The organism is Oculatella sp. FACHB-28, assembly GCF_014696015.1.
In the GTDB taxonomy this organism is placed as follows: domain Bacteria; phylum Cyanobacteriota; class Cyanobacteriia; order Elainellales; family Elainellaceae; genus JAAUTN01.
In genome coordinates this window covers 92,990-104,830 of sequence record NZ_JACJPJ010000088.1, presented here as the reverse complement: position 1 = coordinate 104,830, position 11,841 = coordinate 92,990, and the positions used below count along the sequence as shown (strand labels likewise).

Sequence of the window (11,841 nt, the reverse complement as noted above, 5' to 3'; positions counted from 1 at the left end):
TATTGTCTGGTTTAGACTGGGAAGCTCCTTGCGGAGGTTCGAGATGGAGTATTGGGAATTTCTGCTACAGAAAGAGGGCGATCGCTCTTGGTTGCCATTGGAATCTCCAAGCGTTGAGATTCTGGAAGGGCGATATCGAGTTGTGGCGCGATCGAGTCGAGTCAGAACTCCAGTAGAGATTCGGGTGATCCACGATGCGACGGTTGAGATGCCGCCTAAGCTTCGAGTGCAGAAGCGATCGGGGCAGACCAATCGAGAGGGGCTGCTCGTGGTCATTCCCTTTACGCGGCTACAGCCGGGGCGGTGGGAGTTGCGCTGCACCAGCGACCTAATGGCTGACATGATCGGGGAAAGCTGGGAATATGCGGTTCAGCTTCAGGTTCTCTATAACGATCCTGAAGTAGATGATTGGGAGCCAGACTGGGAAGGCTCCGGATCAGAATCGCTGGCTGAAGCGACTGGAGCAAGTGCAGCTCAGGCATTCCACTCGCAGGTGCAACCAGCCCAACCAGCGCAAAATGGGGCGATCGCTCCTTCTACTCCTTTACCCCAAGCTGAACCGACCCAGCCATCAGCACCCGCTCTGGAACCCGTTGTTGCGACCTCAGATACAGCTTCTCAGGTTGCCCCTGATGAGATTGTGGCTGAAACTGCCGAGTCAGGAATAGCTGCATCGGAGCCAACCTTCATTCAAGCTGAAACTCAAGCCGACGAACCTCTTTCATTTGAACCGGAACAATCTGTGGAAGAGGTGACAGAGGCGACCGAGATTACCGCAGTCCAACTGGAGCAAGTAGAACAAGTTCCACTAGAAGTAGAAACACAGATTTCGGAAACGCTGTCCGATGAATCTGCTGATGGATTGCTATCTGACGACGCAACAAGTGAGTCAGAGGAAACCGAAATGGCGATCGCTCAAGAGGGAGCGATCGCTGCCATCAACGCCGCAGCAGCAGAACTCGCAGATTCGTTGGCAGAGTCAATGGATGTGGCTAATGCGGCTCCTGATGTAGAGGTGACTCAGCCCACCGAGGCACTGCCCGAATCGCTCGATGCTTCTTCTCTGCGGCAAGCGGCTGAACAAATGTCAGAGAAAGTGGTTGAGGCGATATTTGAAGAATATGACCCAGAAAAATTTGACCAAACCCTTAACCAGACTATTGACGAGGCAGTGGAATCCATTCTCAAGGAATTTGAGGCTGGGTCAGCACCCGTTTATCCAGCCATTGAGCAGGCTGGTGAAAGTGTGGATGAGACTACTAACTTGTCTACATTCACCGCACCTTTGTTAGAAAATGCCACAGCGGTTGCGTCTCCTCAACTTCAGATAACTTTGGAGCGAGAATCCTATGTGGTGCGGCGCGGGCGGTCTTTTAACCTGGTGGGACAGGTTGAACTGCTGTCAGAAAGTAAGGTTAATCCAACGGTGCGCGTCAGCAAGATGCAAATTCGCCTGCATGATCCGAAAACCAGTCACGTTGTGGCAGAAGTGCATCAGCCGTTAGCAGATAAGGCAGTTCCTTTCTCATTTAGCTGTCCGATCGCAACACCTGCTCAGGGTCAAACTCATTTGTTTTTGGGCGAGGTTCTGCTCTATGCCGTGCCGAAGGTGGGCGTTCCGACTAAGGTGCTGGCAACTCAGTCGTTTACTGTGGCGGCTGACATGGAGGAGTTGTTGGAGGCGATCGCCACTGAGCCAACTCCACTAGACCTTCAAACACCGCTGGCATTTGCGAACGACACAGACATTCTCAACCTGGAATTTTTGGATCTCCTAAACTCTCCCGGTTCAGTGGTGCAGTTTCAGCCCTCCAATGCTTCTTCTTTGCCCCCTCAACTGTATCCTGCTAAACCAGGAGAAGTGCCCGCCAAGCCGCTAGAGCTACCACTAGCCAACGATCCAAACTTTACGCTGTCCGGCAATGCGGAAGCGGTTAAGCAATTTTTGCTTACCAAAACGCAAACCCCTGAAGCTTCTGAAACTCCGTTTGAACTACCGGAAGAGTTGATCGATGAATCGCCAGAAGAATTGGCACAGACAATTGCGAATTTGGAATTAGTAGAAGTGTTTGAAGCTGATTCAGAAGTTTCTCCTGAATCAGCTTCAATGAATGAATCACCCGCTGAGGAAGTTGATTCATTCACAGAAACCATTGCAGAAAATATCTCAAATGCTGTAGAAACTCCAGAAATAGATGCTCCAGAAATTTTGAGTGAGGGGGAAGAGGGCGATCGCCCAGAAATCCCAGTAACAAATCATTCCTCTATCCCAGAGCGGCAACCTGAACCTGCAACAGAGCCTTTGAAAACACAGGACAGAGCTTTTCCAACTGCGAAGCTGAAAAATCGCTTTTGGTCGCGGCTCAACTCTCTAGCAACGGACGCTGACCCAGCAGATTCCCTCAATGCGCCCTCAGATCAGTCACCCTTTGTGGACGGCATCACCTTGGGAGTCGATGCGGATCTGGTGGCTCAAGAAGTGGTTGTAGACGATGACCTTCCTCCTGCCAGATTTCGTAACGGCAGATGGGAGAGACAAAGCGATACAACGCTTGCTTTACCTGATGAGGAACCCGTCCCCACGCCGCAAATTGAGCTACCTACAGGCGAATTGACTGCTGGCAAGTCAGTCTGTGTCATCGTCAAGTTGCCCGCCTTAACTCCTCGCATCTACGTCAAGCTATGGCTTCACGATCGCCAAACTCGCTCTTTGTTAGACGGTCCACACTGGCTAATGAATTTCTTGCCCAACGGCTCAGGTGAGATGGAAGTGAGAACCCAACTGACTGTCCCCTTTGGCTGTTTTGAGATACAGTTTGAGGCGATCGCCATAGAAATGGCGACCCAACGAGAAAGCCACAAGATCATTGTCGATCGCATGGTCATGCCCCCCGACCTACCCACTCTCTCACTCGACGAACTCGACGTTTATAAAGATTAAGGGTAAATAGTGGCGCGGCTGAGCCGCGCCACTATTTACCCTTTTCCTAAAAGTTCTTCTCCAACTCGCTGGTAATCTTGCCAGGCATCGGCTGCTTTAGGATCTTTCACGGCATAGACGGGAATTCCTGTCTGTGCTGCCTTTTGGTATGCTGCATAGCGACGAATCCAGGATTTGAAGACAGGCAAACCGGCATCAACCAGCATTCCTCTCACCATCTCCCCATCTTTGCTGGGCTTAGGTGGAACAATGGTCAGGAGAATGCGATAGCGGTTTGCGCCAATCGACTGAAGGTATTCCAGGGTCAACACCAGTGCATCCAGAGACAGCACATCGGGCGTGGTGGGAAGGACAATCAGATCGCAGCTATCTGCCAAAATTGCTAAATCTTCCTTGATCGGTCGAGCTTGAGTATCAATCACCACATGGCTAAAGGTGCGGGTTTGGCTGGGCGAATTCCATTCATCGACAACTTCAAACGGCAACTCTCCCCGCTCAGCCCAACTGGTGGCAGAGCGGTTTGGGTCAGCGTCAATCAACAGAGTATCCGCCTGGGTCTGCAAATAAGCCGCCAGGTGAATTGCTGTGGTTGTTTTACCCACGCCTCCTTTGTAGCTAGCAACCGTAATGATCATGTTTAACGAAATTCTGATCCCTTAGCGTAAGGGAGAATTGTAAGTTTAGGGGAGTTTTGAGTTTTGAATTGCTCATGGGTCTCGACCCCGTGTCAAAGCGATATCCTAGAGAGCGAAACTGCTGATCGAGTCTAAATCTTCAGCTTCAGTTGTTTTTCTCATCGCTTTGCTGATATCAATATGCTGACGCAGCCTCAACGAAAACCTGAACCCACCTGGCTCACTGTCGTGCGCCTGCTGCGCTGGGACAAACCCTCTGGACGGCTGATCTTGATGCTTCCGGCACTCTGGGCGGTGTTTCTGGCAGCAAATGGGACTCCGCCGATTCCACTTGTGAGCGTGATCGTGTTGGGAAGTTTGGCAACCAGCGCTGCCGGATGCGTGATCAATGATCTCTGGGATCGGGACATTGACCCAAGGGTAGCGCGAACTCGCGATCGCCCCCTTGCCGCTCGTGCCCTCTCTATCAAGACAGGAATCGTCGTTGCACTGGTTGCACTCATTTGTGCCCTGGGGTTAGCAATTTACCTGAACCCCGTGACCAATCCGTTGAGCTTCGGGCTGTGTGTGGCGGCGGTTCCTTTCATTGTCTTCTATCCATTGTCAAAACGGGTGTTTCCCGTGCCGCAATTAGTCATGGCTCTGGCGTGGGGTTTTGCTGTGCTGATCAGCTGGACGGCCGTAACCGAAACCCTGGAACTATCGACCTGGCTACTCTGGGGAGCAACAGTATTGTGGTCCTTAGGATTTGATACGGTCTATGCGATGGCTGATCGGGAAGACGATCGCCGCATTGGGGTTCGCTCCAGCGCTTTATTTTTTGGCTCAGCGGCGGCTCATGTGGTCGGGCTTTGTTTTGCGGGCACAGCGTTGCTATTAGCAGTTTTGGGAATCGGCATGGGGCTAGGAATTGCTTTCTGGCTAGTGCTAGGAATTGCGGGTCTAGCCTGGGTCTGGCATTACATTCAGTTACGCCCCAAAAAGCCGCATCCTTCGCTCTACGGTCAAATCTTTCGCCAAAATGTCTGGATTGGTTTTGTACTGCTGTTTGGTATGGTGCTAGGGACACTGTAGGGTGGGCGAGCGCCCCTACACGGGAAATTCTTAGGGGAAATCCTTCTTTAAAATCTTCTTGGAGATCTTTAAGAAAAACTAGGAATTTCTCACCCACCCCAAACAGAACCGATAAAACCCTATTACAATTCAGTATCCCTGTTACAACTAAATAGCCATTTCAGATTGATCGCTGCCTGCTGCCTCCTCACGCATCTCCACACTGCTCATGTATCTTTCTGTTAACTGCCCTCGTTGCGACCGGGCATTGGGGCAGATTAGTCCCGATGGGCTTTTACAAATTCAGTGCTCCTCCTGTCGGCAAAACTATGGGGCAGTCTACGGTAAGCTTTCAGGCTGGTCTTCTCAGCCGGAAGCAATGCTGTATTTGTCTGATCAGTTGCCTAGCTTTTACAAGCGTCGCTACCAGTTTCGGATTACGACTCCGGGGCGCAGCTTAAGGCTGCTGAAGTTTTCTACACCCGGTTTGCAGGATCAGATTCCGGTGCGTCCTGGCGACAAGATTTTGATTTTGTATTCGACCTGCGGCAGCGGTATCAAGAAACTGCTAACCATCAATAATCATTCGACCGGGCAAAAGTACCATCTGCCCTCTCCGATTCCTGGCTTGGGTTACCTACTGGCTACGCGTGGGAGCGCTTCTTTAGCGATCGCCCTGGGCGTGGCAACAGGTGCCGGAGTCGTGGCAACAACCGGACTGGGGGCGATCGCCCTCTTGATGTACAGTCGTCTGGTTGACACCGCAGAACTCACCAGCCCTGACCTTAAGCCTGACGTTCCAGGGGATGCGCGGTTAATGAGCGAACTTGAGCTTGCCGATCAAAAAGTGATTTTGACCCGTCGCATTGAGCAGTTGCGGCATGAAGGCTATGCCCACCGTGATTTTATCAAACGGCTAACCGCACTCAAAGAAAAAATGCTGAGCGTTGGCGCAGCTCTCTACACGACCCGCATTGCTAGAATCGACCGAGCGATTAAGCTGCTAAAACAGCGAATTAATCAAGATCGCCATCTGATCAACCAGTACGCTCAAACAATTCGGATGATTGAGATTGAGCTAGAAGCCTCGTACCTGGCAGAGCAGCTACCCGAAGCAGATGACTTTACTAGTACCATCATGGGCAAGCTCGATGAACTAAAGGCGATCGAAGCTCGCAACCGCAACCTGTGGCTGGAGCTAGAAGCGAATGAAGAAGTCCGGCGGCTGAGCTTTGGTTAAGGGGTGTAGGCTCAGCGTTGTAAAATTTGCTAGCACTTCACAACCAGTGACGAATAACGAATGACCGATGAAAAGCCGATGACTGCTGAAGCAAAACCTGCTGAAGCGAAAACCGAATCTCAGCCGCAAAATTTACAGAATTCTGCAAAACCTGGGTTTTGGCAATCTCAGCGTGAAAACTTACAAATTTTAGCGATCGCTCTCTTTCTGGCACTTCTAATCCGAGTGTTTATTGCGGAGCCGCGCTATATTCCCTCAGACTCGATGGTGCCGACTTTAGATGTGGGCGATCGCCTGGTGGTGGAAAAAGTCGCCTACCGCTTTCATCCACCCCACCGAGGCGACATCATTGTCTTTGACCCACCTGTGCAGCTGCAATTTCAGGGGTATACCGCCGATCAGGCATTCATCAAGCGCATCATTGGCGAACCAGGGCAAGTTGTGGAGGTGCAGGGAGGCACAGTTTACGTTGATGGAGAGCCTTTGGCAGAAGATTACATTGCTGAACCGCCTGAATATGAAATGCCTCCAGTTTTGGTACCAGCGGGACAATTTTTTGTCATGGGAGACAATCGCAATAACAGCAACGACTCCCATGTTTGGGGCTTCTTGCCTGAAGAAAATATTATTGGCCGGGCAGTATTCCGCTTTTTTCCATTAGAGCGAGTCGGCAAAATTTCTGACAAGTCAAACGCTAGAAGCGCAAGTAGTGGAGCAGTTCAGCAGTAAGCTGACCAGGAAGTGACAGCCGCTTTTGCAGGTCTGCCAGGTTGCGATAAGCGCCATAGGTTTGGCGGTTTTGTACGATCGCCCGAGCCAAAAACAAATCTACAGCGGGGATTTGACTCAGTGTCTCAACTGAATCCGTATTGGGATTGATCTGCCGAATCGTGCAGATGCTTTCAGCATCGTAGTAGCAAAACTTCAGTACAGGCTCTAGCGGGCGCAAACGCTGTACGGGCAGTCCTAGCGCGGCGGCTAAATCTTCTAGGCAGTGAAGCTGAACTCCAGACTGAGTCAGAGCAGTAAGCGATCGCGCCTGATGAATCGACAGTCCTGGCAGCCGCAACCAATCATCTACCCCTGCCTGATTCACGTCAATGTAGATGCCTAGCTCCGCCGCAAGCCGTACTTCTTCGTTAGACTGCAAGCGGTAGTAGGGATCATTCAGCAGCTTCACTCGCAAGGGAGCTTTTGCAACAGCACTCAGTCGCCCAGGTGAAAACCAGTCAGAAATGCCCATTCCTTTGACTCCTCCGGACTGCTTGCCCCCATCAAAATACCTGCCCTAAGCAATCCGATCAAGCAACTGGCGGCGCTTTTGCTCAAACTCGTACTCAGAGATCAGTCCGTCCTGGCGCAGCGTGTCAAGCTGACGGAGAGCATCGGCGATCGCGCCCACCTGGGCCGGATCTACCCCAGGCGACTGAACTGCAACTGTTCCCAATGCTAAAGCAGAATTAAAGTTTTGGTCAAAGTCGTCCTGGTTTTGGGCTAAATACCAGACCCCTTCAATCACACTGGCAACTTTGGGAATGGGTGTCCACGACAGTAACAAATACAACACACCCCAAATTGGCTGCCCCAGATAGAACTTATGCAACCCCGACACGGGCATTACCATTCCAGCAAATGCTAGAGCGACGGCGACTTTACGGTTTTTGAACTTGCTCAACATGCTAGGGACGCTAAGGTCTTTTAAGTTTACGAATATGGGGGTTAGCAGCGCCATTATGCTACAGAACCTACTTCCACATCATATCGATTCTGCTGCCAAGCTGGAATGAAGAAAGGAATTCGAAGGAATTCGACCCAGCTTCAGCCTTCTCAAGGCGTTTTGTCTCAACTGAACAGCCTATTTCAGGCATTAACCGCACGACCCCTCCATTGGCCGACCAAAGATTAGGTACTCAAAGAACAGGGATGCACCCGCGTCGTGAGAATGCATCCCTATTCTTTTAGCGGAAAAAGAGTAAACAGGTATTGAAATCTACCCCTTCGTTCTCCAAGCTCAGTCGCACAACATCTACCTTAAGAGATACATTAGAGTGGAGTTGCTCAGTTATCAAACAGAGTTTGTTGGTAAGAGCGCAGCTCTGCCATGCTGACAACAACCTATATCGGTAGGTTAACTTACCTGATAGATTAAGGCAGTATCATTTTGAGACAGGGTCATAAGCTGCATTCTAAAGGTGCTGAAGGGTGTGAGCCATGAAAACAAGGCGCTACCTTACCTAGCTAAATTTGTCTTGCTGGGAAAAAAGCAAAGCGTTTCTACACATCGGCACCTTTTTAATCGGGCATACCAAAATTTGCTCAAGCAAGGGTCATCTTCATCAATGCTAAAGACCAGTTCGTATTTGATTAACACTGACCCACTTTTAAGAGCAGCCTAATCAATGTCACAGATCCCTTTTTCCACAGATTGGCTGAAAAAATTTTCAGATCCCTATGCTGTGTTGGGACTGTCTGTCTCGGCTGACGATCGCCGAGTATTGAAGCGCTATCGTGCTGTGGCTAAGCTTTTACATCCTGATGGATACACCACCGCAGACCCAGCAGACCGGAATCTCGCCAGTCAGCTCTTTGCTCATTTGATCAGTCCTGCTTACCAAAAACTCAAGCAAGACAAAGGTCGAGCTGAAAGCTTGGCTCTGCTTAGAATTCATGTGCGGCGAATGAATCATGAAGCGCCTTTATTGCCCCAAAGCGACCCTGCTCGGCAGTTGATTAAAACACCCATGCACTCCGTGGATGTGTTTTATGAGCAGGCGATCGCCCAGTTAGCTGACTCTCAATATCAACCGCTTCGTCAGTTTGAGCCGATCACCCAGCAACTTACCGAACTCAACTTGGTTTACCTCCAGTTGAAAATGGGTGAGCCTGTTCGCCCAAAGCCGACTGGATTGGTTCCGGCTGAGCAGATCAAACGGGAAACCGCTGCTTCAGCCGATCCAAAACAACAGTCCAATGGCAATTACGCCCAGCGCCACTATGTTCGTGCGCAAGAGTACATGAAAAAAGAAAGCTGGTCAATGGCAGTACAAGAGTTGCGAGACGCAATTCGGTTGGAGCCAACCAAAAGTGAGTTTCATTCTTTGTTGGCAAAAGCCTATTTCATGCAAAATCTGACTGGCATGGCAACAGTCCACTTTCGGCAAGCGCTTAAACTAAATCCCCAAGACTCACTGGCTCTGGAGTATGCCAAGAAACTAAAAATCAAGCTAGATCCACCCAGTACTGCTAAAAAAGGAGGGCTTTTTGGTTTGTTCGCCAAAAAGCAATAGTAGCTCTGTTGGAAAACTTCAACTGTAGGGATTACCGACCCTCTAGCCTACTCGAGGTTGGATTAAGATAGGTTTAAATAAAAAGCATAGTTAACTCTCTATCACCTAGAGAGCATAGGCAAGAGCATCAGTGGATGTGAATAGAAATGGGATTCTTTGACTCTGAAATTGTTCAGCAAGAGGCTAGACAGTTGTTTGAGGACTACCAGAACCTCATGCAGCTAGGCGGTGACTACGGCAAGTTTGACCGTGAGGGCAAGAAGCTTTTCATCGAAAAAATGGAAGAAATGATGGAACGCTACCGCATCTTCATGAAGCGGTTTGAGCTATCCGAAGACTTCATGGCGCAAATGACTGTTGAGCAGCTAAAAACCCAGCTAGGTCAATTTGGTGTAACGCCTCAGCAGATGTTTGACCAGATGCATTACACCCTCGAACGCATGAAGTCTGAATTAGAGAAACAGGTCTAGTCGGGGCGCGGAAAGTTTGAGGCAGGCGGGAAGTTTTCTACAGGTACGCCCTGTAATGCCTGTTGCATAAAGTCACGCCAAATTGGAGCGACATAACCGCCGCCAGTCGCTCCAATACCGATGGGGCGATAGTCGTCGTTGCCAATCCAAACGGCAACCGAAAGCTGTGGCACATAGCCGACGAACCAGATATCTCGCTCAGATGAAGTAGTTCCAGTTTTTCCTGCGGCTGGGCGATCTAAACGCGCGGATGTGGCTGTACCGCGAGTCACCACTCCTTGCAATACATCGTTGAGAGAGGCAACTGCCCAAGGATCTAGGACTAATTGAGGCTGGGGGGTATTGTCTAGCAGTGTTTTACCTGTGCTATCAGTCACCTGAACGATAAAAGTTGTTTGGGATTGCCAACCACCACTTGCAAAGGTCGCATAAGCAGCCGCCATCTCCAGGGGAGTCAGGTCAACAGAGCCGAGTGGTAGTGATGTGACTGGTTCAATTGGGCTAGTAATGCCTAAGGTTCGCACCACTTCAATAACGCGATTGAGTCCGACTGATTGTCCTAAACGTACAGCAGGAACGTTTCGGGATTGCTCCAGGGCAGATCTTAAGGTAATTGGGCCGCTAAAGCCACCACCGTAATTTTGCGGACTGTAGGTTTCGTAACCGTCGGGATAACTGACGGGAGTGTCATTAATGATTGAGTCGGGGCGATATTTGCCAGAGGCAAACGCAACGTAGTAAACAAATGGCTTAAAGGCTGAACCAGGCTGACGAATTGCCTGAATTGCTCGGTTGTACTGGCTGTTGTTGTAGTCTACTCCGCCAACCATTGCTTTCACGAAATGCGTCCGAGGATCAACGGCGACTAGCGCCATCTGGTCTGCATTCAAGCCTCGCCGTCGGATAGTTTGATAGCCGCGTGTGACCGTTTCCTCGGCGATTCGCTGGAGCTTCAGATCGATTGTAGTCTGGACCCGCATTCCGCCTTTAATGACAGAATCTTGACCAAAGCGCTCGTTTAGCTCTTGCAGTACGGCTTCAGTTACGTAGGGAGCTTGACTTGCCCGAAAAGAGGTCACTTGCCCCAAACGTAAGGGCTGCTGTCTGGCAGTGGCTTCTTCTTCAGCGGTGATCCAGTTTAACCGGCGCATTCTGCTCAAAATGACAGACTGCCGCTGCCTGGCAAGCTGATAATCGAGGAAGGGGCTGTAGCTCTCTGGTGCTTGAATCAAGCCTGCCATCATGGCGGACTCTGCCAGAGTTAATTCGGAGGCTGATTTGTTGAAGTAACTTTGGGCTGCAGTTTCTACACCATAGGTGTTGTGTCCCCAGTAGACCTGATTCAGGTACATTTCCAAAATCTGGTCTTTGGTGAAAACCTGCTCTAGTCGGAGGGCTAATACGGCTTCTGCGACTTTGCGGCTAAGCGATCGCTCCGGCGTAAGGAACAGGTTTTTCACCAACTGCATGGTCAAGGTGGAGCCACCTTCAACCGTTCGTCCTTCCTCCAAATTAGCCAGGAAGGCACGGGCGATACTGCCAGGGTTAATGCCGTGATGGAAAAAGAACTGGCTGTCTTCGATCGCAATCACGGCCCGTTTCAGATCTGGAGAAATGCTGTTGAGGTCAACGACATCCCGATTGACTTCATCATGAATGCTGTCTAGCAGAGTGCCGTTGATGTCGTAGACGTAGCTCGTTTCTGAAGGAATATAGTTTCGTAACATCCGCACGTCCGGCAAATTACGAAAGCTGATTGCCAAACCGACAAGCCCACCTGCAATCACAGAACTGGTCAGCATCGTGATGCCCAGCAACGTGCCGGCTGTCACCTTGCCCACTGTCTGGACAAATTGAAAGACTGGAGCGAGGTCTTCTGATTGTTTTTGCTTATTTTTGACAGTAGGGTTAGACGACACAGCAGTTTAATTCCTTAGTCGAAAATCAGAGAAGGTTGTGAAAACGTAGATTAGAGGCAGAAGTCAAGGATAAAAGGAAACAAAATAAGCGGTTATTTTTGGATATTACGCTTACAGAGGAGAGTTGGCTTGCTTCTGCAGAGAGTTGACAAAAAATTTATTAAGTACCTGGTTTGCGTCTTGAGCCTTGAATTGAGAGTCCGGAGATTTGCAGAAGTTGCCTGAATGGCTTTCTAGTTTAGGCTGCGTTAGCGTTAGCGTAACGTATTGTTTCTCTTGTTCGTGGAGGGCATGAT

At 50.1% G+C, this 11,841-nt stretch carries 10 protein-coding genes; 6 read left to right on the top strand and 4 right to left on the bottom strand.

Going from position 1 to position 11,841, the window contains the following annotated elements:
• The first annotated feature begins 43 nt into the window (after nt 1-43).
• A complete protein-coding gene (locus H6F88_RS22390) occupies nt 44-2,941 on the top strand; it encodes a hypothetical protein (RefSeq protein WP_190644939.1) in 2,898 nt (965 codons plus the stop codon).
• Between the two features lie 35 nt (nt 2,942-2,976).
• On the opposite strand, the gene H6F88_RS22385 is transcribed toward H6F88_RS22390, so the two are convergent.
• Entirely contained in the window at nt 2,977-3,576 is a 600-nt protein-coding gene (locus H6F88_RS22385) for a ParA family protein (RefSeq protein WP_190644938.1), read from the bottom strand.
• Nucleotides 3,577-3,756: 180 nt separating this feature from the next.
• On the opposite strand from H6F88_RS22385, the gene H6F88_RS22380 reads away from it, so the two are divergent.
• The 3 genes from H6F88_RS22380 to lepB all read left to right on the top strand — a co-directional run bounded on the left by H6F88_RS22380 (nt 3,757) and on the right by lepB (nt 6,598).
• Nucleotides 3,757-4,650, top strand: coding sequence for a 4-hydroxybenzoate solanesyltransferase (locus H6F88_RS22380; protein WP_190644937.1), 894 nt, complete (start codon nt 3,757-3,759; stop codon nt 4,648-4,650).
• A gap of 208 nt (nt 4,651-4,858) precedes the next feature.
• Nucleotides 4,859-5,869, top strand: a complete 1,011-nt coding sequence (locus H6F88_RS22375; RefSeq protein ID WP_190644936.1) for a hypothetical protein — start codon at nt 4,859-4,861, stop codon at nt 5,867-5,869.
• A 78-nt stretch (nt 5,870-5,947) separates the two neighbouring features.
• The gene (lepB, locus tag H6F88_RS22370; protein ID WP_190644964.1) at nt 5,948-6,598 is read left to right on the top strand and encodes a signal peptidase I; all 651 of its coding nucleotides are present in this window, start codon (nt 5,948-5,950) and stop codon (nt 6,596-6,598) included.
• Here the strand turns inward: lepB and H6F88_RS22365 are convergent.
• Both H6F88_RS22365 and H6F88_RS22360 read right to left on the bottom strand, forming a co-directional pair.
• Complete coding sequence (locus H6F88_RS22365; RefSeq protein ID WP_190644935.1) at nt 6,564-7,112, bottom strand: ComEA family DNA-binding protein; 549 nt, start codon at nt 7,110-7,112, stop codon at nt 6,564-6,566. The two genes, lepB and H6F88_RS22365, sit on opposite strands and share 35 nt — an antisense overlap.
• 45 nt (nt 7,113-7,157) lie before the next feature.
• A complete protein-coding gene (locus H6F88_RS22360; protein ID WP_190644934.1) occupies nt 7,158-7,547 on the bottom strand; it encodes an NINE protein in 390 nt (129 codons plus the stop codon).
• A gap of 721 nt (nt 7,548-8,268) precedes the next feature.
• Between H6F88_RS22360 and H6F88_RS22355 the strand changes: the two genes are divergently transcribed.
• Nucleotides 8,269-9,156 (top strand): J domain-containing protein, encoded by an 888-nt coding sequence (locus tag H6F88_RS22355; RefSeq protein ID WP_190644933.1) that lies wholly within the window; start codon nt 8,269-8,271, stop codon nt 9,154-9,156.
• A gap of 146 nt (nt 9,157-9,302) precedes the next feature.
• Nucleotides 9,303-9,626, top strand: a complete 324-nt coding sequence (locus H6F88_RS22350) for a DUF1825 family protein (protein WP_190644932.1) — start codon at nt 9,303-9,305, stop codon at nt 9,624-9,626.
• Here H6F88_RS22350 and H6F88_RS22345 read toward each other — a convergent pair.
• The gene (locus tag H6F88_RS22345) at nt 9,623-11,545 is read right to left on the bottom strand and encodes a penicillin-binding protein 1A (protein WP_347277346.1); all 1,923 of its coding nucleotides are present in this window, start codon (nt 11,543-11,545) and stop codon (nt 9,623-9,625) included. The genes H6F88_RS22350 and H6F88_RS22345 overlap by 4 nt on opposite strands.
• Between the last annotated feature and the right edge of the window lie 296 nt (nt 11,546-11,841).